General features: G+C 71.5%; 17 protein-coding genes. 13 read left to right on the top strand and 4 right to left on the bottom strand.

What is annotated here, in order from left to right; all coding sequences use genetic code 11:
* Positions 1 to 158 precede the first annotated feature (158 nt).
* Positions 159 to 1,475 carry an MFS transporter gene (locus ABGB11_RS04080; RefSeq protein WP_347628914.1) on the top strand — a complete coding sequence of 439 codons (1,317 nt, stop codon included), beginning with the start codon at positions 159 to 161 and terminating at the stop codon, positions 1,473 to 1,475.
* A gap of 1 nt (position 1,476) precedes the next feature.
* Here the strand turns inward: ABGB11_RS04080 and ABGB11_RS04075 are convergent, their stop codons facing one another.
* Both ABGB11_RS04075 and ABGB11_RS04070 read right to left on the bottom strand, forming a co-directional pair.
* Positions 1,477 to 2,766, bottom strand: coding sequence for an adenosylmethionine--8-amino-7-oxononanoate transaminase (locus tag ABGB11_RS04075; protein ID WP_347628912.1), 1,290 nt, complete (start codon positions 2,764 to 2,766; stop codon positions 1,477 to 1,479).
* Positions 2,767 to 2,786: 20 nt separating this feature from the next.
* A complete protein-coding gene (locus ABGB11_RS04070) occupies positions 2,787 to 4,247 on the bottom strand; it encodes a CCA tRNA nucleotidyltransferase (RefSeq protein WP_347628910.1) in 1,461 nt (486 codons plus the stop codon).
* A gap of 380 nt (positions 4,248 to 4,627) precedes the next feature.
* Here ABGB11_RS04070 and ABGB11_RS04065 point away from each other — a divergent pair, with 380 nt between their 5' ends.
* From ABGB11_RS04065 to ABGB11_RS04040, 6 genes are all read left to right on the top strand, one after another.
* The gene (locus ABGB11_RS04065) at positions 4,628 to 5,161 is read left to right on the top strand and encodes a YbaK/EbsC family protein (RefSeq protein ID WP_347628908.1); all 534 of its coding nucleotides are present in this window, start codon (positions 4,628 to 4,630) and stop codon (positions 5,159 to 5,161) included.
* 168 nt (positions 5,162 to 5,329) lie between these two features.
* A complete protein-coding gene (locus ABGB11_RS04060; protein WP_347628906.1) occupies positions 5,330 to 7,780 on the top strand; it encodes a DUF6049 family protein in 2,451 nt (816 codons plus the stop codon).
* A complete protein-coding gene (murJ, locus tag ABGB11_RS04055) occupies positions 7,776 to 9,512 on the top strand; it encodes a murein biosynthesis integral membrane protein MurJ (protein ID WP_347629646.1) in 1,737 nt (578 codons plus the stop codon). The genes ABGB11_RS04060 and murJ overlap by 5 nt, the downstream gene beginning before the upstream one ends.
* Before the next feature lie 163 nt (positions 9,513 to 9,675).
* Positions 9,676 to 11,286 (top strand): protein kinase family protein, encoded by a 1,611-nt coding sequence (locus ABGB11_RS04050; RefSeq protein ID WP_347628904.1) that lies wholly within the window; start codon positions 9,676 to 9,678, stop codon positions 11,284 to 11,286.
* A gap of 169 nt (positions 11,287 to 11,455) precedes the next feature.
* Positions 11,456 to 12,079 carry an RNA polymerase sigma factor SigM gene (gene sigM / locus ABGB11_RS04045; protein WP_024936615.1) on the top strand — a complete coding sequence of 208 codons (624 nt, stop codon included), beginning with the start codon at positions 11,456 to 11,458 and terminating at the stop codon, positions 12,077 to 12,079.
* Positions 12,076 to 12,843 carry a zf-HC2 domain-containing protein gene (locus ABGB11_RS04040; protein ID WP_347628902.1) on the top strand — a complete coding sequence of 256 codons (768 nt, stop codon included), beginning with the start codon at positions 12,076 to 12,078 and terminating at the stop codon, positions 12,841 to 12,843. The genes sigM and ABGB11_RS04040 overlap by 4 nt, the downstream gene beginning before the upstream one ends.
* A 120-nt stretch (positions 12,844 to 12,963) precedes the next feature.
* Here the strand turns inward: ABGB11_RS04040 and ABGB11_RS04035 are convergent, their stop codons facing one another.
* A complete protein-coding gene (locus ABGB11_RS04035; protein ID WP_347628900.1) occupies positions 12,964 to 13,536 on the bottom strand; it encodes a dienelactone hydrolase family protein in 573 nt (190 codons plus the stop codon).
* A 153-nt stretch (positions 13,537 to 13,689) separates the two neighbouring features.
* Here ABGB11_RS04035 and trxB point away from each other — a divergent pair, with 153 nt between their 5' ends.
* Both trxB and trxA read left to right on the top strand, forming a co-directional pair.
* Complete coding sequence (trxB, locus tag ABGB11_RS04030; RefSeq protein ID WP_347628898.1) at positions 13,690 to 14,643, top strand: thioredoxin-disulfide reductase; 954 nt, start codon at positions 13,690 to 13,692, stop codon at positions 14,641 to 14,643.
* 120 nt (positions 14,644 to 14,763) lie between these two features.
* Positions 14,764 to 15,078: a thioredoxin gene (gene trxA, locus ABGB11_RS04025; protein ID WP_347628896.1), complete on the top strand. Its 315-nt coding sequence runs from the start codon at positions 14,764 to 14,766 to the stop codon at positions 15,076 to 15,078.
* 97 nt (positions 15,079 to 15,175) lie between these two features.
* Here the strand turns inward: trxA and ABGB11_RS04020 are convergent, their stop codons facing one another.
* The gene (locus ABGB11_RS04020) at positions 15,176 to 15,793 is read right to left on the bottom strand and encodes a hypothetical protein (RefSeq protein WP_021598158.1); all 618 of its coding nucleotides are present in this window, start codon (positions 15,791 to 15,793) and stop codon (positions 15,176 to 15,178) included.
* Between the two features lie 262 nt (positions 15,794 to 16,055).
* Between ABGB11_RS04020 and ABGB11_RS04015 the strand changes: the two genes are divergently transcribed.
* The 4 genes from ABGB11_RS04015 to ABGB11_RS04000 all read left to right on the top strand — a co-directional run bounded on the left by ABGB11_RS04015 (position 16,056) and on the right by ABGB11_RS04000 (position 21,027).
* Positions 16,056 to 17,288 carry a PLP-dependent aminotransferase family protein gene (locus tag ABGB11_RS04015; RefSeq protein ID WP_347629644.1) on the top strand — a complete coding sequence of 411 codons (1,233 nt, stop codon included), beginning with the start codon at positions 16,056 to 16,058 and terminating at the stop codon, positions 17,286 to 17,288.
* A gap of 30 nt (positions 17,289 to 17,318) precedes the next feature.
* On the top strand, positions 17,319 to 18,260 hold the full coding sequence (locus ABGB11_RS04010; RefSeq protein WP_347628893.1) for a D-alanine--D-alanine ligase: 942 nt from the start codon (positions 17,319 to 17,321) through the stop codon (positions 18,258 to 18,260).
* Positions 18,261 to 19,155: 895 nt separating this feature from the next.
* Positions 19,156 to 20,028, top strand: coding sequence for a YwqG family protein (locus tag ABGB11_RS04005; protein WP_347628891.1), 873 nt, complete (start codon positions 19,156 to 19,158; stop codon positions 20,026 to 20,028).
* 465 nt (positions 20,029 to 20,493) lie between these two features.
* Positions 20,494 to 21,027 carry a hypothetical protein gene (locus ABGB11_RS04000; protein ID WP_347628889.1) on the top strand — a complete coding sequence of 178 codons (534 nt, stop codon included), beginning with the start codon at positions 20,494 to 20,496 and terminating at the stop codon, positions 21,025 to 21,027.
* Positions 21,028 to 21,133: the final 106 nt, after the last annotated feature.

Here is a 21,133-nt window from a genome sequence, read left to right as displayed (position 1 = left end):
CGCGATCAGGGTCTCGCTCCGCTCGCCCCTGCCTTCGGACGCGATCGCAACCATTGAGGTCGTCGCGTGGTCGCGCCGGTGGCTGAGGTCGATGCGCCCGCCTCCCGCTCCGGGTCTGGCGGGGTTCGGGGGGTTGGGGGAGGACGTACAGTGATCGCGTGGAAGCGGGTGAGTTGCGGGGAATCTTGCGGGGGCGGGACTTCCGGCGGCTCTACGGGACTCGGCTCGCTTCGCAGCTGAGCGATGGCGTCTTCCAGGTGGCGCTGGCCGGGTACGTGTTCTTCTCGCCGGAGCGGCAGACGACGGCCACGAAGGCCGCGGCGGCGTTCGCGGTGACGTTGCTGCCCTACTCGGCGCTCGGACCGTTCGCGGGCGTGTTCATCGACCGGTGGCAGCGGCGGCAGATCCTCGTGTGGACGCCCGTGCTCCGCGCTGTCCTGGTGCTTCTTGTCGCGGCCCTCGTCGCTGCGGGGCAGGACGGGCTGGGGTTCTTCCTCGGCGTCCTCGTCGTGCTGGGGGTCAACCGGTTCTTCCTCGCGGCGCTGTCCGCGGCGCTGCCGCATGTGGTGCGGCGCGACCAGCTGGTGACGGCGAACGCGTTCACGGTGACGTCCGGGACGGTCGTCGCGTTCGCCGGTGCGGGCGCCGGCTACCTGCTGCGGCGGCTGTTCGGCTCCGGGCATGACGGGACGGCGTCCATCCTCGTGGTCGCGGCGGCGCTGTTCCTGCTGGCGGGGGCGACGGCGACGACGCTGCCGAGGCGGCTGCTCGGTCCGCACCCGGCCGAGGACGCCCTGCCGGGGGCGCCGCGGGCGGAGCTGCCGCGGATCGTGGAGGCGCTCGGCGGCGTCCTGCACGGCCTGGCGGACGGGGCGCGGCACATCGCGCGGCGGCCCCAGGCGGCGCTGGCGCTCGGCGCGATCTCGTTCCACCGGTTCCTGTACGGCGTCGTCCTGATCATGACGCTGCTGCTGTGCCGGAACCACTTCGCCGACGACCCCGACCGGGGGCTGGAGACGTTCGCGCTGATGCTGGGCGTGTCCGGCGCCGGGTACTTCGCGGCGGCGCTGATCACGCCGCCGGTGGTGCGGCGGATCAGCAAGCAGGCGTGGGTGGCGTGGCTGCTCGCCGCGGCGGCGCTGAGCCTTCTGCTTCTGGGGACGTCGTTCGCGGAGCGTCCGTGGGCGGTGGGCGCCTTCCTGCTCGGCGTGGTGTCACAGGGCGTGAAGCTGTGCGTCGACACGACGTTGCAGGAGGGCATCGAGGACGCCTACCGGGGCCGGGTGTTCGCCGTCTACGACATGCTGTTCAACGCGACGTTCGCCGCGGCGGCCGCTGCCGCCGCCACGTGGCTGCCCCAGGACGGCCGCGCCACCGTCACCCTCATCGCGGTGATCGCCGCCTACGCCGCGGGCGCCGTCGCCTACCGGACGGCCGCGTCCCGGGTGCGCCGGCCGGCCCATGCCCTGCGCTGACTCAGAGCGATTCGGCGATCGCGTGGAGCGCGGCGGCGATGTGCAGGACCTCGTCCTCGGTGCAGACGTAGGGCGGCATCGTGTAGATCAGCTTGCCGAAGGGGCGGAGCCAGACGCCCTGCGCCATGGCGATCTCCTGGACGGACGCGACGTCCACCGGCTCCCGCGCCTCCACCACCCCGATCGCACCGAGGACGCGGACGTCCGCCACCCCCGGGAACGCGGCGGCGCCGTCGAGTTCGCTGGTCAGGAGCGCCTCGATGGTGTCGACCTCGTCCCGCCAGTCGCGCGACATCAGCAGGTCGATGGACGCGGACGCCACGGCGGCGGCCAGCGGGTTGGCCATGTACGTGGGCCCGTGCATGAGGGCGCCCGCCTCGCCGGACGTGATGCCGTGCGCGACGCGGTCGGTGCACAGCGTCGCGGCCATGGTCATGTATCCGCCGGTCAGGGCCTTGCCGAGGCACATGACGTCGGGGACGACCTCGGCGTGGTCGCAGCCCCACAGCTCACCCGTCCGGCCGAATCCGGTGGCGATCTCGTCCAGGATCAGCAGCAGGCCGTGCTCGTCGGCGATGTCGCGGAGGGCGCTCAGGTACTCGGGGGCGTAGAACCGCATGCCGCCGGCGCCCTGGACGATCGGCTCGGCGATGATCCCGGCGAGTTCGCCCGCGTGCTCGGCCGCCAGCCGGGACAGCTCGTCCAGGTACGCCTCGTCGGGGTCGGCCGAGTACCCGAGCGGGGGCGGCGGCGCGAACACGTGCCGGGCGAGGACGTCGCTGAACAGGTGGTGCATCCCGTTCACCGGGTCGCAGACGGCCATGTCGCCGAACGTGTCGCCGTGGTAGCCGCCCCGGACGGTGAGGAGCCTGCGGCGCTCCGGCCGCCCCTGCGACCGCCAGTACTGCAGCGCCATCTTGATCGCGACCTCGACGGCCACCGAGCCGGAGTCGGCGAAGAACACCTTGGTCAGCGGCTCCGGGGTGATCTCCACGAGCCGCTCGGCGAGCCGGACGGCCGGCGGGTGCGTGAGCCCGCCGAACATCACGTGTGCCATCTTCCCGAGCTGCCCGGTGACGGCGGCGTTCAGCCTCGGGTGGTTGTAGCCGTGCACGGCCGCCCACCAGGACGACATGCCGTCGATCAGCTCGGTCCCGTCCGCGAGGGTGAGCCGCACCCCGTCCGCCGACACGACGGGCAGGGCGGGCACCGGCGCGGGCATCGGGGCGTACGGATGCCAGATGTGCTCGCGGTCGAACTCCGCGATCCGCTCGGCCTCGCGGGGGCTCATCCGCCCCAGCTGGAGCGGGATCACGCGTCGCCGCCGGTCGTGATGCCCTCCTCGGCGGCCCAGGCGCGCAGGGCGTCGGCGGCGGCGTCCTTGCCGATGAGGCCGCGGTCGAGGCGGAGGTCGAGGAGGAAGCGGTAGGCGCGCCCGACGAGCGGGCCGGGGGTGATACCGAGGATCTCCTGGATCTCGTTGCCGTCGATCTCCGGGCGGATCGCGGCCAGCTCCTCTTCCTGCGCCAGGCGCTCGATCCGCGCCTCCAGGTCGTCGTAGGTGCGGCGCAGGCGGTCGGCCTTGCGCTTGTTGCGCGTCGTGCAGTCGGCGCGCGTCAGCTTGTGCAGGCGGCTGAGCAGCGGCCCGGCGTCGCGGACGTAGCGGCGGACGGCCGAGTCCGTCCACTCGCCGGTGCCGTAGCCGTGGAACCGCAGGTGCAGTTCGACGAGGCGGGAGACGTCGTTGATGACGTCCTTCGGGTAGCGCAGCGCGGTGAGCCGCTTGCGGGCCATCTTCGCGCCGACGACCTCGTGGTGGTGGAACGACACCCGCCCGCCCGGCTCGAACCGGCGCGTCTTCGGCTTGCCGATGTCGTGCAGCAGCGCCGCCAGCCGCAGGATGAGGTCGGGGCCGTCCTCCTCCTGGGCGATCGCCTGCTCCAGGACGATCAGCGAGTGCTCGTAGACGTCCTTGTGCCGGTGGTGCTCGTCGATCTCCAGGCGCAGCTTCGGCAGCTCGGGCAGGACGTGCGCGGCGAGGCCCGTGTCGACGAGCAGCGCCAGGCCCTGCCGCGGGTACTCGCCGCACAGCAGCTTGGACAGCTCGTCCCGCACGCGCTCGGCCGAGACGATCTCGATGCGGGCGGCCATGTCCTTCATCGCGCGGACGACGTCCGGGGCGACGGTGAAGCCGAGCTGCGCGGCGAAGCGGGCGGCGCGCATCATCCGCAGCGGGTCGTCGCCGAAGGAGTCCTCGGGGAGGCCGGGCGTCCGCAGCACCTTGCGCTTCAGGTCGGTGAGGCCGCCGAACGGGTCGACGAACTCTTGCCCGGGCAGCCGCGCCGCCATCGCGTTCACGGCGAAGTCGCGGCGGCGCAGGTCCTCCACGAGGGACGTCCCGTACGCGACCTCCGGCTTGCGGGACTTCGGGTCGTAGGACTCGCTGCGGTAGGTGGTGATCTCCAGTTCGACGCCGTCCTTGCGGAGGCCGATGGTGCCGAACTCGATGCCGATCGTCCAGTGCGCGTCCGCCCAGCCGCGGATGATCTCCAGGGTGCGCTCGGGCGGCGCGTCGGTGGTCAGGTCGACGTCCTTGGTGGGACGGCCGAGCAGCGCGTCCCGGACGGGCCCGCCGACCAGTGCCAGCTCGTGACCGGCCGCGGCGAACCGGGCGCCGAGGTCGTCGGCCACGGGCGCGATCCCGCGCAGCAGCTCGGCGATCGCGGTGCGGCGCGAGGACTCTGGGGTCACGTTCTGGTCAGGCACGGCCATCGAGCGTATTTCCTTGGTTGACGGGCTGACAAAGGACTTTCTGGCGATCTTCGGGGGGTCGGGCGGGAGTACTTTCGGGGGCCGAAGGAGGACGGAGCCCTTCCCATGCCGCGATCCCCGGGTTACGTTGCGGACACCCCGATGACGCCTGCGCGACCCGGTGAGCCCCCCGCACGACAACGGTAGCGGGATCCGAAAGGCCACGGTCCGCCGCACCTGCGGATGAGGCGCATCGTGAGGGTTTTACGTGATGTATGACGCGGGTTAGGTCGGTCGTTTCGGGTATGTGGGGGTTCCCCCCGCAGAGTGCGAAGCACGGGGACACAGCGAACCACGTTCCAGGTGTGAGCGGGGAGCCACCCCGCGGGATGGAGCCGAACATGAAGGACGCTCTCGTCATCCACCGCGCGCTGCTCGAATGGGAGGCCGTGCACGAGATCGTGCGGCTCCCCGTCGCGATGAGCAACGCGGACGAACTGCCGAAGGCGCTCGGCCTCCCGGCGGACCGGTGCCTGGTGACGCGCGTCTACTCCTGCGAGGACGCCCGCGGCCGGCCGTTCCTGACCGGCGTGCTCGTCCCGGCCGGGCGGCGGCCCTCCGCGGAGGCCGTGCGGCGCGCCGCCGGGGCCCGCACCGCCCGCCCCGCGCACGCCGACGTCGTCAACGCCGTCACCGAGTACGCGGCGGGCCTCGTCTGCCCGCTGCTCCTACCGGACTCGGTGACCCTGCTGATCGACCACCGCCTCACCGACCGGCTGCCCGCCGACGACGTCGTCTACACCGCGACGGGCGAGGCGTCCACCGCGCTCGGCATCCGGGCCGGCACCCTGTTCGCGCTCTGCCACGCCAAGCCCGCCGACCTCCTCTCCCCGCCGCCCGCGCGCGCCCCGAACCTCGACCGCGCGGCCACTTGAGCCTTCCCGCGAACCGGTCGGCGGGGCCCGGCGCGCGGGGCACTGCATCTAGACTCGACGCCGTGGTGCGGGAAAACCATGCCCGCCGTCCCGAAGCCTGCACGGTGCCGGACGGCCCCCGGGCGGACGCGGAGTGAGAGCGGGCGCGGCGTGAGGACGGTCCAACGCGTGGCGGCGCTGGCCGCTCTGCTGCCCTGTCTCGCGATGGCGGCGCCCGCCGCCCTGGCGCACCCGTCCGGGGCCCGGCCGCCGAACCGGGCGCAGGCGCTCGCCCGCGCGCAGGTGGGGCTGGCGCTGACGAAGGTCACCCCCAAGACCCTCGGCGAGAACTCCAAGATCGAGATTTCCGGGGCGGCCAAGAACCGCACCGAGGGCCAGCTGGCCGGCCTCACCCTGCGGCTGCGGTACAGCGCGCAGCCCGTCACCAGCCGCATCCAGCTCGACCAGATCGCGAAGGGCCAGCCGAGCTCGCTGCCCAACGTCGGCCCGCAGCAGCCGCTCGCGCAGGCGGCCGCGCCCGGCGCGAAACAGAACTGGACGTTCCGCACCGGCACCAAGCAGCTCGGGCTGCGCCCGCCCGTCGGCACCCCCGGCGTCTACCCGGTGGGCGTCGAGGTGCTGAACTCCGCCCAGCAGGTCGTCGGCGGCATCACGACCTTCCTGACCCTCATGCCGAAGCAGCGCCGCTTCAAGCCGGTGGCGGTCGGCTGGATCGTGCCGCTCATCGACCGGATGCACCGCACCAACGACCAGACCTTCATCGACGACCGGCTCAGCAAGGACCTGGCGCCCGGCGGCCGGCTCCGCCGGATCGTCGACGCCGCGGCCGCCACCGGCACCCCCCTCACCTGGGCGATCGACCCCGCGCTGCTGGACGACGTGCAGCGGATGGCGTCCGGCCACTACTACGTCCGGGCGCCCGGCGCGAAGAAGGCCACGCGCAAGGAGAAGAGCGCGGTCGCGGCGGAATGGCTGACGGCCCTGAAGAACGCCGCCAAGGGCGACCCCTACTTCGTCCTCCCGTACGGCGACCCCGACGTCACCGCCCTCGTCCGCCGCAAGACGACCCGCGACATCGGCATCGCGTTCGACCAGCGCAACACCGGGCTGGTGGCGCAGATCCTCGGGCGGGCGCCCGAGGCGCACGTCGCCTGGCCGGCCGGGGGCGCCGGCGGCCCCGGCACGCTCGACCAGCTCGCCAAGTACGCGCTGAAGGACGGCGGGGCGTTCCTGATGAACAGCTCGCAGTTCCAGAACCCGGCGAACGGCACGCAGCCGAACGCGGCCAGCGCGCTCCAGACCCACCTGGGCGTCAAGAAGACGCTCATCTTCGACCAGACGATGAACCAGATCGTCAGCGACGGGCCGCGGACGGCGTCCGGGGCCCTGCTCGGCGAGCAGCGCTTCCTCGCCGAGACGGCGGTGATCGCGGGGGAGGCGCCGAACGCCCAGCGCACCGTCGTCGTCGCCCCCGACCGGCACTGGAACCCCGCCGACGGGCTCGCGAAGAGCCTGCTGAGCTACACCAAGGGCGCGTCCTGGCTGCGCGAGGTGCCGCTGCGGAAGATCGAGTCGGCCGCGCCGCAGCAGCGCGTCTTCAACGGCTACCCGGACCCTTACCAGCGCTACGAGCTCGGCGACGCCCACCTCGACCACACCCAGGCGATCGCGGAACGGGCGGCGGCGTTCCGCGCCGTCATGACCGGCCCGATCAAGATCTCCTACGAACGGGCCTTGCTGCGCCTGGAGTCGGTGGCGTGGCGGTCCTCCCCGGGACGCGCCAAGCGGGCCCGCAACCAGCTGGAGACCGAGCTGAAGGACGACATGGGCAAGGTCCGCGTCGTCACCACCAAGAACAAGCGCGTGCTGATGGGCGGCAGCTCGGGCCGGCTGCCGGTCCTCATCGAGAACACGCTGCCCGACCAGGCGGTGGCGGTCAGGCTCGTCGTGACCTCGGAGAACGCCGCGAAGCTCCGGCTCGGAGGGCTGAACCCCGACGAGGCGCTGATCGAGCTGCAGCCGGGCGACCGCGCCCAGCGGTGGATCCCGGCGCAGGCCGCCGGCAACGGCAACTTCAAGGTCAACCTGGAACTGCAGATCCCGGAGTCGCGCGGGCGGACGTACGGCAGCGGCGAGACCATCACGGTCACCGTCACCGGCTACGGGCGCATCGCCCTGCTCATCACGGGCGGCGGACTTGCCGTACTCTTCGTGGGCGTCGGAGTGCGGGCCCTCAGAGCGAGGCGCCGCCGGAAAGCGGAGGCAGCCGGTGACGGACCGACCGGAATGGGATCGGCAGGGCCAGGGGAACCAGGGGACGGGTTCCCCGGTTCCGGGCTCTCAGGGGCCGGGATACCCGCCGCCGAACTCCCCGGGGTATCCGGGTCAGGGCCATCCCCAGAGGCCCCGCCCTCCCCAGGGACCCCCGCAGGGCCCGCCGCAGGGCCCCCCGCCCCAGGGACCTCCTCCCCCCCAGGGGCCCCCGCCGCCGCGCCCACCGGACCAGGGGCGGCCGGGCCGGCCGTACCAGAACCCCCAGCCACCGCAGGGATACCCGAGCCCGCCGCCGACGGGCAGGCCGCCCGGCGCGGCGAGCACCGCCGCCGAGACGGCGATTGACCTGCCCCTCCCCGCAGGCGGCTCCCCCGTCGCCGACACCACGATCGTCGATACGCCCGGTCCCGGCGGGTCCGGCGGGTCCGGCGGGTCCGGGAAGGGCGCGTCCGGCATCCTGCGCTCCGGCGCGATCATGGCGGTGGGCACCCTCGCGTCCCGCGTCACCGGCTTCCTGCGCACCGCCGTCATCGTCGCGGCGCTCGGCACCGGCCTGCTCGCCAACGCCTACAACACCGCCAACACGATCCCCAACCAGATCTACGACCTGCTGCTCGGCGGCATCCTGACCAGCGTCATCGTCCCGCTGCTGGTCCGGGCGAAGCAGCGCGACCAGGTCTACGGCGAGCAGTACGAGCAGCGCGTGTTCACCCTCGCGGTGATCGGCCTCGGCGCCCTCACCGTCGTGTCGGTGCTGCTCGCGCCGCTGTTCATCAGCGCCCTCGCGGGCAGCTACACCGGTGACCAGCGCGAGGTCGCCGTCCTGTTCGCCCGGTTCTTCCTGCCGCAGCTGTTCTTCTACGGCGTCGGCGCGTTCGCCGGCGCGATCCTCAACACGCGCGGCAGCTTCGGCGCGCCGATGTGGGCGCCGGTCCTGAACAACATCGTCGTGATCGCCATCGGCGGCGCCTTCCTCGCGATCACCACCGGCCGCGTCGACCCGTCCTCGATCTCCGACGGGCAGATGCTGCTGCTGTCGGTCGGCACGACCGGCGGGATCGTCCTGCAGACGGTCGCGCTGTGGCCGTCACTGCGCCGCGTCGGGTTCCGGTGGCGGCCCCGGCTGGACTTCCGCCGCGGCGAGATCGGCGAGGTCGGCAAGATGGCCGGCTGGACGCTGCTGTACGTCATCGCCACCCAGGCCGCGCTCGCCGTCGTCACCGCCCTCGCGAACCGGGCCGGGAACCTCGCCGTCGACGAGGGCCTCGGCGAGGGCTACGGCTACACCCCCTACTTCAACGCCTACCAGCTCTTCCAGCTCCCCTACGCGATCGTCGGGGTGTCGGTGATCACCGCGCTGCTGCCGCGGATGAGCCGGTTCGCCGCCGAGGGCAAGACCGCCGACGTCCGCGCCGCGTTCTCCAGCGGCCTGCGGCTCTCCTCCGTGATCATCATGCCCGCGGCGGCGCTGATGCTGGTGCTCGGCCCGGAGATCACCACGGTGCTGTTCGCGCACGGCAACACCACCTCCGACGACGCCCTGGTGATCGCGCGGGTCATGCAGATGTTCGCGATCGCGCTCGTGCCGTTCTCCGTCTACCAGCTCATGCTGCGCGTCTTCTACGCCCACGGCGACACCCGCACGCCCGCGCTCGTCGGCCTCGTCGTCACCACGTCCAACATCGTGATGGCGTTCACCGCCTACAACGTCCTCGACGTGAAATGGATCGTCACCGGCATCGCCGGCGGGTTCGCGATCACCAACCTGGTCGGGACGATCACCTGCTGGCTGGTGCTGCGGCGCAAGCTCGGCGGCATCGACGGCCGCCGCATCGTCGGCGGCCACCTGAAGCTCCTCGTCGCGATCTGGCCGCTCGTCGGGTTCGCCTACGCCGCCCACACCGTCGCCGACGCGCTGGCCGGCACCGACACGCTGCTCCCGGCACTCGCCACCCTCGTCGCCGGTTCCGTAGGCGGCGGGCTGCTCTACGTGTTCTTCGCCAGGCTGATGCGGGTCGAGGAGATCCAGACCACGCTGGCCACGTTCGCCCGGCGCCTGCCGGGTCGAGCAAAGTAAAAGGACGCGCGGCGATAAGACGGGCCACCGATGCGAGTAACCACTACCATGTGGGGGACTACGGCTTGCGGGGCGACACCCTGGGGAACGCAAAGAGGAGGGTCGGAGGCGTAAGCTGCCACGCCACGAACATGGGATCTGACCACCTGTGCAGGACGTTGCCGTGAGCACGTCAGTCATCGAGCCCGGCACCCGTCTCGCCGGCCGCTACAGGCTTGAGAAGCGCATCAGCGACTCGGGCGGATCGTCGCTCTGGAAGGCGATCGACGAGATCCTTGCGCGGGCGGTCGCCGTCCGTACCTTCGACCCCGAATTCCCCCGGATCGCCGAGGCCGTCACCTCCGCACGGTCCGCCAGCCGGCTCACCGACCCCCGCCTCACCCAGGTGTTCGACGCCGACGACTCCGGCGAGAGCGCCTACATCGTCAGCGAATGGGTCGCCGGCGAGACGCTGGAGGGCATGCTCGGCAAGGCCCCGCTGGAGCCGGGCCGCGCCGCGACCCTGCTGTACGAGGCGTCCGAGGCGATCTCCGCCGCACACGCCGCCGGGCTCTCCCACCTCTGCCTCACCCCCCGCGACCTCGTCTGGACGACCGGCGGCACCGTCAAGCTCCTCGGCGTCGCGATCGACGCCGTCCTCGGCGACCGGCAGTCCGACGACCCCGCCGCCGAGGACGTCCGCGGCCTCGGCCGGATGCTGTACGCGGCGCTCACCGCCCACTGGCCCGGCGACGAGGACGGCTCCGGCCTGCCCGCCGCGCCCGCCGCCGACGGCGTCCCGCACGCGCCTCGCCAGGTCCAGGCCGGCATCTCCCACGCGATCGACGCGATCGTCTGCCGCTGCCTCGGCATCGGCACCGCCGAGCCGCTCGCCGCCCCCGCCGACCTCGCCAAGGCGCTGCGCGGCGTCCCGCGCACCCCGCTGCCGCTGTTCGCGGGCCTCGGCCACGCATCCCCCACGCCCCCGCGGACCACCCCGCCCCGGCGCCCCGCCACCCCCTCGACGGCGGCGACGACGCAACCGCACCGGCCGCCCGCGCCCGAGACCCAGGCGTCCTCGCACGTCCCGCCGCCGCGGTCCCGTTCCCAGCGGCACGCAGCCCCTCCTCCTCCGCCCGCCACGTCCACCCGGACGAGCCCGGCGCACGGGCATGCCGCATCGAAACGTCCCGCCAACCGGGCCCTGCTCGGCGTCGCGGCGGCCGCGCTGACCGTCATCGTCGGTCTCGGCGCCTGGGCGCTGTCCAGCAGCGGCGGCGACGGCGACCCCAAGGACGGCGGCGTCACCGACAAAGGCAAGACGAGCGCTCCGGCCGCGCCGTCCGTCGTGAAGCTCACCCCGCAGAACATCGAGCCCGCCGAGCTCCGCGCCCCCGCGGGCAACGGCGACGACAACATCGGCAAGAACCTGTCCACGCTGATCGACGGCAAGCCCGGCGGCGCGTGGGAGACGCAGGGATACACCAGCACCGACTTCGGCAGGCTGTCCAAGGGCCTCGGCGTCCTGCTCGACATGGGCAAGCCCGTCAAGGTCGCCAACGTCAAGATCCACTCTCCGGTCAGCGGCGGGACGCTCCAGGTCCGGGTCGGCGACTCCCAGACCCCGACCGCCCTGCAGCGCGTCGGCGAGCAGGCCCCCAACGGCGGCGAGCTGACCATCACCGCGAACCCGCAGGCCACCGGCCGGTACGTGCTCGTGTGGTTCACCGAGCTTCCCGGCGGCAAGTTCCGGGGACGGCTCGGCGAGATCACCGTCTACGGCCAGGCGGGCTGACCCCCTCTCCCCGCCCGTCACATGAGCTGTGACGTGGACCGGCGCATGTCTGTATCGTGCCTGTGAGCACTTTGTCCCCTCGTCCCCAGGAATCCTTGGTGCCTACCTCAGCAGCCGGTCGAGGACGTCCGGCGCCGGCCTGGCGTCCCGAACGAGAAAGCGGTCGCTCATGACGTCGGTGAGCATGCGTCGCGTCGACGAGGTGCCCGACAAGGAGCTCCTCGCCCGGCACGCCCAGGGGGACCCGCACGCCTTCGCCGAACTCGTCCACCGGCACCGCGACCGGATGTGGGCGGTCGCGCTGCGGACGCTCGGCGACCCGGAGGAGGCCGCGGACGCGCTGCAGGACGCCTGCCTGTCGGCGTTCCGCGCGGCCGGACGGTTCCGCGGCGACGCGGCCGTCACCACCTGGCTGCACCGCATCGTCGTCAACGCCTGCCTCGACCGCATCAGGCGCAAGTCCGTCCGCCCGGCGACGCCGATGGGCGACGACGCGACCTTCGACGCCGTCGCGCCCAAGATGCCGGACCCGACCGACGCGCACGGCGTGTCCCTCGACGTCCACACCGCCCTGGAGCAGCTGCCGTTCGAGCAGCGCGCCGCGCTCGTCCTCGTCGACATGATGGGCTACTCCGTCGACGACGCCGCGCAGGTGATGGAGGTCCCGCCCGGAACGATCAAGAGCCGGTGCGCACGGGGTCGCGCCAGGCTCGCCCCCCTTCTCGTGCACCACCGGAACCGACGGGAACGCAAAAACGTCGGAGGTGTGGAAGGAGGTGGCATGCCCAAGTGAACCCCGCACACCTTGACTACGACGTCTTGGCCGACCTGGCCGAGGGACTACTCGAAGACGACGAAGCCGCCTCCGTCAACGCGCACCTCGACACCTGCGCCGAGTGCCGTGAGCTGTCCGCCGACCTTGCGGACGTCTCCCGGATCCTGGCGGAGGCACCCGTGCCGTCCATGCCCGCCGAGCTGGCCGAACGCATCGACACCGCCATCGCGGCGGAATCGATGCACACCGCCACCGTGGTGAGCCTGGAGCAACGGCGCGGAAGGCGGCATTGGCGGATACTGTCGGCGGCCGCGGCGGCGGTGATCGTGGTCGGCGGCGGAGCGACCGTCGGCAAGATCGCGCTCGACGGTGCGAACGGCAGCGACGGCGCGGCCCAGGCCCCGGCCCAGGACCGCACCTCGGGCGAGGCCCCGTCGGGGATGAACCCGAGGCTGGCGGCTCCGGAGCCGGCGTTCAAGGTCGCGCACAGCGGCACCGACTACCGTCCCGGAACCCTCGGTGACCAGGTGGGCCGGGTCGTCAGTGGCGAGCAGGAACTCCGCGCGAGCGCCGCACCCCCCGACGCCCGTCTCCGGGGATGCGTCACGAGCGTCACCAACAAGCGGTCGCTCCAGCTGGTCGACCAGGCGAAGTACGACGGGAAACCGGCGATCGTCATCGCCGTGAAGGGCGACGAGCCCGGAAAGCACAACATCTGGGTCGTCGGTCCGAACTGCACCGCCCAGAATCACCACCTGTTGAAGAAGCTCACCAACGCCTGACGCAGGCTTCTACACATATCCGAAGGCCATGGACGCCCCGACCGTCGTCCATGGCCTTCCTCGCAGCAAGGCACGCCCGCCGGTCACACCGAAGGATCCGGACGTTGCGGATGGGGCCGTTCAGAGGGAGGCCAGGAAGTCCAGGGCGATCGTCCAGGCGCGTTCGGCGGCGTCGGCGTCGTGGTCGGGCAGGTCCGGGTCGGTGAACAGGTGCCCGGCGCCCCGGTAGCGGAAGACCTCCACGTCCGCGCCCGCCTTGCGCATCTGCAGGTACCAGGCGTTCAGCCAGTCGACGGGCTCCCACGTGTCGGGGTCGGCGACGTGCAGCTGCACCGGGATGTCGGTGGACGCGCCCTCCGCGATGTCGGACGTGCCGTGCATCAGCAGCAGCCCGCCGGCCTTCTCGTCGGCGAACGCGAGGTTCTGGGCGATGGAGCCGCCGAGCGAGAACCCCGCGTAGACGAGCCCGCCGTCGCCCGTCAGGGGCGCCGCGGCCGCGACACCGCGCCGCAGCAGCTCGTCCCGTCCGATCTCCTCCTTGATCTCGATCCCGGCCTCGGCGTCGTCGACGACGCGTCCGTCGTAGAGGTCGGGGACGTGCACCTCGTGCCCCGCCGCGCGGAGCCGGTCGGCCGCCTGGTGCACCGCGGGCCGCAGCCCGTACATCGAGTGGAGAAGCAGGATGCGTGCCATGAGCCACACCCTAGAGCAGCCCTGATCCCCGCCGGACGGACCCGGTGGGCGGCCGGTCTCCGCGTGCCGGGAATCCTCGGGCCCTAGGATCGGTTGACGCGACTGGTAGGCCGGACGTGCGGCACCGGCGGCCAACGAGGAGAGGCAAGAACTGTGAGCGACGTCCGTAACGTCATCATCATCGGGTCCGGTCCCGCGGGCTACACGGCCGCCGTCTACGCGGCTCGCGGCGACCTGAAGCCGCTGGTCTTCGAGGGTTCGGTGACGGCCGGCGGTGCGCTGATGAACACCACCGACGTGGAGAACTTCCCCGGGTTCCCCGACGGGATCATGGGTCCTGACCTCATGGACAACCTCCGCAAGCAGGCCGAGCGGTTCGGTGCCGAGCTCGTCACCGACGACGTGACCGAGGTGGACCTGACCGCCGACCCCAAGGTCGTCAAGGTCGGGGACGAGACCTACCTCGCCCGGACGGTGATCGTCGCGACCGGCTCCGGCTACCGTGAGCTGGGCCTGCCGGACGAGAAGCGGCTCTCCGGACGCGGCGTCTCCTGGTGCGCGACCTGTGACGGCTTCTTCTTCCGCGAGCAGGACATCGCCGTCGTCGGCGGCGGCGACACCGCAATTGAAGAGGCGATCTTCCTGACCAAGTTCGCCCGCTCCGTGACGGTGATCCACCGTCGGGACGAGCTGCGCGCGTCCAAGATCATGCAGGATCGGGCCTTCGCCAACGAGAAGATCAAGTTCCTGTGGGACAGCGAGGTGACGGCGATCCACGGCGACGACCGCGTCACCGGGGTGACCGTCCGCAACACCAAGTCCGGCGCAGAGTCGGAACTGGAGATCACGGGCCTGTTCATCGCGATCGGCCACGACCCGCGCAGCGACCTGTTCGCCGGGCAGCTGGAGACCGACACCGACGGCTACCTGCTGGTCGACGCCCCGACGACGAAGACCAAGATCCCCGGCGTCTTCGCCTGCGGCGACGTGGTCGACCACATCTACCGCCAGGCGATCACCGCGGCGGGCAGCGGCTGCGCGGCCGCCATCGACGCCGAACGCTGGCTCCAGGACCAGGACGCCGCCGAGACCGTCCCGCAGGCCTGACCCACCACCGCGAGGCAGGGCGGGGCCCCCGCCCTTCCCGGCCATGCCACCACCACCGGACGGACGAGCCGCATCGCGGGCGGGGAAGGGTCCCGCCCGCGCGAGAGCAGAGGGAGAAACATGAAAGCCGTGACCGACGCCGACTTCGCGACCGAGGTCCTCGAGAGCGACAAGCCGGTCCTCGTCGACTTCTGGGCGGAATGGTGCGGCCCGTGCCGGATGGTGGCGCCGATCCTGGAGGAGATCTCCAGGGAGCACGGCGACAAGATCGACATCGTCAAGCTGAACATCGACGATAACCCGCAGGTGCCGCAGAAGTACGGTGTCCTGCAGATCCCGACGATGAACATCTACAAGGGCGGTGAGGTCGTCAAGCAGATCATGGGCGCCAAGCCGAAGGCCGCCCTGCTGAAGGACCTCGCCGACTTCATCTGAGCCGCCTCCCGCCTCCCGCGGCGAGCGCGAAGAAGCGTGTGGCCCGCACTCCCACCGGAGTGCGGGCCACACGTCGTTCAAACCGGCTCAGATCACCTCAGACCGGCCGCAGCGCTCCTTCGGGAGTCATGGAGCCCAGGAGTCGTTCGAGCGCCACCTCGACGTCCTCACGCCACGACAGGGCCGACTTCAACTCAAGGCGCAGCCGCGGATACCGGTGGTGCGGCCGGACGGTCTTGAACCCGACCGACAGCAGGTAGTCGGCGGGCACCATGCACCCGCCCTCCTCGCCCTTGAGGTCGCCGAACGCCTCGATCGCCTTCACCGTCCGGCGCGTCAGGTCCTTCGCGACGCCCTGGACGAGCATCCGGCCGAGGCCGCCGCCCGCGAACTCCGGCAGGATGTGCGCGGTCATCAGCAGCACCGCGTCCGCGCTGACCGGGCTCGTCGGGAACGCCACCGAGCGCGGCACGTACAGCGGCGGCGCGTACATCACGAACCCCGCCGGCACGTTGTCCACGTACACGATCTTTCCGCAGCTGCCCCATTCCAGGAGCGTCGAGGAGATCCACGCCTCCTTCTCCAGACCGGCGTCCCCGCTGTCCTGCGCCCGCTCCCGGCTCACCGGGTCGAGTTCCCAGAACACGCACCCGCGACAGCGGTGCGGCAGATCACCGAGATTGTCCAGCGTGATGTTGACGAGACGACGCGACACCGGGTCGGCACCCCCTGCTGCGATCCTCGCCCGTCGGGCCTGGAACCCGTGGCGGCGGAAGTTCCCGGCAACCATCCGGGACCCGCGGGCATCGTATCGGACAGGAGTTTTCCCAACCTCGCGGCACGCCACACCCGCGGGCGGCGCCGCGATGACCATGGCGTAGTTTGCAGGGAAGCCATTTCCACCTCGGAGGTGCCTCGTGGAACAGCACTCGCGTTCAGATGCCTACGCCGATCGCTACGCCGCCCGTGCCGCCGGCATGGTGCCGTCCGAGATCCGGGCTCTGTTCGCGATGGTCGCCCGTCCCGAGGTGGTCTCCCTGGCCGGCGGAGCGCCGTACGTGTCGGCGCTCCCCCTCGACGCCGTCGGCCAGATGGTCGGTGAGCTCGTCGCCGGCAAGGGCGCCGAGGTGCTCCAGTACGGCTCCGCCCAGGGCGACGAACTGCTCCGCGAGCACATCTGCGAGGTCATGTCCCTGGAGGGCGTGCACGCGTCCGCGGAGGACGTCGTCGTCACGGTCGGCGCCCAGCAGGCGCTCGACCTCATCACGAAGATCTTCATCGATCCCGGGGACGTCATCCTCGCCGAGGCCCCGTCCTACGTCGGCGCGCTCGGGACGTTCGCCGCCTACCAGGCCGACGTCGTGCACGTACCGCTGGACGAGGGCGGCCTCATCCCCTCAGCGCTCCGGGAGACCCTGGCGCGGCTGCGTCGGGAAGGCCGGCGGGTCAAGTTCCTCTACACCGTCCCGACGTTCCAGAACCCCGCGGGCGTCACGCTCACGACGGCCCGGCGCGCCCAGGTGCTCGAAATCTGCGCCGAGTACGACGTGCTCGTCATCGAGGACAACCCCTACGGCCTCCTCGGCTTCGACGGCGAGCCGATGCGGGCCCTCCGCGCGGACGACGCGGAACGCGTCATCTACCTCGGGTCGTTCTCCAAGACCATCGCGTCCGGCCTGCGCGTCGGCTGGGTGCTGGCGCCCCACGCGGTGCGGGCCAAGCTCGTACTGGCCGCCGAGTCGGCGATCCTGTGCCCCTCGAACTTCTCCCAGCTCGCCGTCCGCGAGTACCTCGCCACCCAGCCGTGGCGCGAGCAGATCAAGGACTTCCGCGAGCTGTACCGGGCCCGCCGCGACGCGATGCTGGAGTCCCTCGACCAGCTGATGCCGGACGGTTGCACGTGGACGCGTCCGGCGGGCGGCTTCTTCGTCTGGGTGACACTCCCGGAAGGCCTCGACGCCAAGGCGATGGCGCCGCGGGCGATCGCCGAGCGCGTCGCCTACGTCCCCGGCACCGGCTTCTACGCGGACGGCACCGGGCACCGGCACATGCGCCTGTCCTACTGCTTCCCGGAACCCCACCGGATCCGCGAGGGCGTCCGCCGACTCGCCGGCGTGGTGGAGCAGGAGATCCAGCTCCGGAACACCTTCGGCGGCGCGGTCGGCGACAGCTCCACCGGCGTCCACACACCCGGACCAGACGTCGTCTGACCGTTTCACGTGAAACGAGGGGCACCTGCATTGGAACTCGGACATGTCGTCGTCCTCGCCGGGGGACTGTCCTACGAGCGAGAGGTGTCGCTCCGGTCCGGGCGCCGTGTCGCGGATGCCCTCCGCGCCCGCGACATCCCCGTCGAACTCCGCGACGCGGACGCGACACTGCTGGACGCCCTGACGGACGACCCACCGGACGTCGTGTTCCCCGTCCTGCATGGCGCAGCGGGGGAGGACGGTTCCATCCGCGACGTGCTCGAACTGCTCGACGTCCCCTACGTCGGCGCCCGCCCCGACGCATGTCGCGTCGCCTGGGACAAGCCGACGGCCAAGTCCGTCGTGCGCCGTGCCGGCCTGCGGACACCCGACTCCGTCGCCCTGCCGAAGGAGGTCTTCCACGACCTCGGCGCCACGTCGGTCATGGACAAGATCGTCGGCAGCCTCGGCCTCCCCCTGTTCGTGAAGCCCACCCGCGGCGGCTCGGCGCTCGGCGCGTCCGTCGTGCATGAGGCGTCCGGCCTGTCGGCCGCCATGGTCGGCTGCTTCGCCTACGGCGACGCCGCCCTCGTCGAGCGCCACATCGCGGGCACCGAGGTGTCCGTCAGCGTCATCGACCGCGACGGCACCCCCACCGCCCTCCCCGCCGTCGAGATCGTCGCCCCCGGCGGCGTCTACGACTACACGGCCCGCTACGACGCCGGCGACACCGAGTTCGTCACCCCCGCCCGCCTCACCCCCGAGGCGTCCACCCGCGCGACCGCCGCCGCCGTCACCGCCCACCGCGCCCTGGGCCTCCGCGACCTGTCCCGCACCGACCTGATCGTCTCCGAGGACGGCGAGGTCCACTTCCTGGAGGTCAACGTGGCCCCCGGCATGACCGAGACAAGCCTCCTCCCCCGAGCCATCAGCGCCGCCGACCTGGACCTGGGCGAAGTCTGCGAATCCCTCCTCCAGGCCCACCTCCCCTAACAACCCCACGCGCACCTCACAGGCAGAACAGCGGCGACCTAACCGAAGCTGCCGTCGGCACACCACGAAGCCAGGCAGCGGCAACCAAGCCCGCCCAGCGCATCCCCCGACCCCGCACAAACCACCTGCCTGTCTCGCCAGACGTCCAACTACTACGGCCAACCATCGAGCCCGCTCGCCCAGCCCCGGCGACCACCGCGCGGGGGCCGGCCGGCACGCCAGGCCGCCGCCTCGCCGCCGACCTCCGAACTGGCGCACAAGGGAGGCGCTTCGTGAAGCGTCAGCACTGGAGCCAAGCGCACCACCGCACCCCTCCCGCCGTGCCACGCTCCCGTCCCGGGCCCCGCCTCGCGCCCGCCACACCGGAAGTCGGCGTCCCAAGAGCCACCGCGCCGAGCCACCGGCCGCGGCATCGGTTCGACGCGAACTGGCGGCGCTGCCGCACCGCACCCGCCATGCCGCACCCGCAAGCACACGAGCAGAGCCGCCGGACGAATGCCAGGTGTTTGTTGGTTCGACCCTGGGCTGGCGGCACCCCCAGCCCGGCGTCTCGGTAACGCGCGTAGCGCCGCGGAAGGCGCGGCACGCAGCACCAGCACCGGAGCCACGCGCACCGCCACACCGCACCCCTTCCGCCATGCCAAGCCCCTATGCCGCGGCTCCGCCCGGCGGCGGCCGTACCGCGCCCCGGTACCGGGAGTCGGCGTGCCAAGAGCCGCCGTGCCGGGACACCGGCCGGACGCCCTGGACGTTGGTTTGACGGCGGGTCGGCGGCACCCGCCGTCAAACCGGTGTCGCGAGTGGCGGTGCGGGACTGAGGGGGCGGCCTCGATCGACACGGGGCCAAAAGCTCCACCCCAGCCTCTGTCACTCCGGTTTGGCATACTTCCGCCGCATGATGATCAGCCTCCCGGAGATCAGCCGGTTGGCCCGGGAACGGCTCCCCGCCGATCTTGCGGACCGATACTGCTCCCTCCTGCGACCGTCCGGCCAGATCCTTTCGGCCGCTCAACCCGGAGACGAACAGGTCGGCTTCCTAGGCGGCGAACCGAAGCTTCCGGAGACCTCTGATTGGCCGATGTGGGAAGGTCACGGCCCGCTGTCCTTCGTTGCGGCACTCGACTGCGGTCCACTGTCGACCACCCAGACGGGGGCGCTGCCCGCGAGCGGCACATTGCTCTTCTTCTACTTCGACGGGCAGGCCGACAACTACCAGAGCTGGGTTCATCCGTCGGAACCGGAGTCCCAGCCCGGATCACGGGTCCTGAACATCCCTGCGGGAACACCCGTACAGCCATGCCGGACACCGAGTCCGCTGGAGCCCTACAAGCAGGTGCCGCTCCGCGCCGAACCAGCCGTTGCCCTGCCACTGATCGAGACCTTCGAGATGTATGAGCCGCTTTGCATCGCCCCCGAGACGCTGGACACCGACCCGATGTACGCCGAGTTCAACGACGCCGTGCGGGACCTGTGCTTTACCCACAAACATCAAATAGGCGGCCTGCCCGGCAATGTCCAAGGCGAGGTCGAGTATGAGGTCGCCGACTTCTCCCCGGAGTGGGACGTCGACGACTTCACCCCCGACAATCCCCATCTGGACGACATCCTGGCCGAGGCGTCGCGTTGGGAGCTCCTGGCTCAGTTCGCCGGGGACGACGACGCCGGCATGATGTGGGGTGACGCGGGCGTCCTCTACTGGCTGGCCACCGCCCAGGACCTCGCCGCCCAGAGGTTCGACAAGGCCCGTTTCACCTGGCAGTGTCACTGAGTTCATTCGCACTGGGCACGTGCTCGACCATCCGGTCCGCGACACCACCACGCCCCCAGGCTCACCGACCGCACCCACGCTCCCTACTGGGTGGGTGCGAGACGCCTTGAAGCGCTGAGCACGACAAGAGTGCAGGAAGTTCCCCGGGACCTACAGAGCGGGAATGCCTGTGCTCAGTGGTCACGCCCTACTGTCACACCACTCGCTTCACTCAGTTCTCGCCCGCCTTGGGATGGCCGGCCCGCTATCGCCCTTGACCGTTCAGTCGTGTTGGTCACATACCGTATCCAGTACAGTGCTGCGGGTTTCTCAGAATGTCGCCTGGGCCTGGGGTCGGATCACCAAGTGGTTGGAGTCGAACTTTCCGGAGGAAGCGGCCCAGATCGCGCCGCCCGCCTCCCACGACGCCGTCGCCGCCGCGCGGTCCGCCATGGGTGGGAGCCTGCCGTCCGACCTCGTTGCCTGGTGCGGCTGCAGAACGGCTTCGCCGACACCGTCGGCGCGATCGTGATTCCACCCTGGTTCAGCCCCGCCTCCGCCGAAGACGCGCTGCGTAGCCGGGACTCGTGGGTCGAACACTGGAACCGTGCTGTGCTCGACGGCTTTTCGGACTACGACGCCGACGGTTTCGCCGCAGAGGGCGAAGACCCGATCGAGCCTGCCGACGGCCGAAGCGATGCCGAAGCACACGCCGACTACGTTGAGGAGCATCTGCGCCGGCCCGCCGGGGCGCCGTGCACACTCGCGTTTCTGCCCGTCTGGCTGCCAATCGTCGACGGGTCGTCGTCCGGAGACCTGTTCGTCGACCTGCGGGAGGGGCCGGAGTACGGCTGTGTGCGGTGGTTCGAGCGCACCGGCGGCGCCGAGAACGGCGCCTGGTCGCCCAGTGTCACGGCGATGCTCGCGGAAACCGCCGATGCCCTATGCAACGGCACCCCGATACGTGGCCACGTCCAGACCGTCGACGGCGGGGGCTACCTGTGGTGGGAGAAGGCTTAGTCGTCCTCGCGCCAAAGTGGTTGGTGGCTTCACGGCGTCACTCGAAGGCTGGTCTCCGGCACCGATTCCCGAGTCACGCATGCGCCACCCACGGGGGCGAGGCAGC

This window comes from Actinomadura sp. B10D3, assembly GCF_039871695.1.
GTDB classification, from domain to species: Bacteria; Actinomycetota; Actinomycetes; order Streptosporangiales; family Streptosporangiaceae; genus Spirillospora; species Spirillospora madurae.
The sequence above is the reverse complement of the archived record's forward strand: the minus strand, read 5'-3'. Positions and strand labels throughout refer to the sequence as shown.

Bases quoted from the DNA above. Each gene is read 5' to 3' on its own strand.
- ABGB11_RS04075 (WP_347628912.1), bottom strand. From the start codon at position 2,766: ATGAGCCCCCGCGAGGCCGAGCGGATCGCGGAGTTCGACCGCGAGCAC.
- ABGB11_RS04070 (WP_347628910.1), bottom strand. From the start codon at position 4,247: ATGGCCGTGCCTGACCAGAACGTGACCCCAGAGTCCTCGCGCCGCACC.
- ABGB11_RS04065 (WP_347628908.1), top strand. From the start codon at position 4,628: ATGAAGGACGCTCTCGTCATCCACCGCGCGCTGCTCGAATGGGAGGCC.
- sigM (WP_024936615.1), top strand. From the start codon at position 11,456: ATGACGTCGGTGAGCATGCGTCGCGTCGACGAGGTGCCCGACAAGGAG.
- ABGB11_RS04035 (WP_347628900.1), bottom strand. From the start codon at position 13,536: ATGGCACGCATCCTGCTTCTCCACTCGATGTACGGGCTGCGGCCCGCG.
- trxA (WP_347628896.1), top strand. From the start codon at position 14,764: ATGAAAGCCGTGACCGACGCCGACTTCGCGACCGAGGTCCTCGAGAGC.
- ABGB11_RS04015 (WP_347629644.1), top strand. From the start codon at position 16,056: ATGGTGCCGTCCGAGATCCGGGCTCTGTTCGCGATGGTCGCCCGTCCC.
- ABGB11_RS04005 (WP_347628891.1), top strand. From the start codon at position 19,156: ATGATGATCAGCCTCCCGGAGATCAGCCGGTTGGCCCGGGAACGGCTC.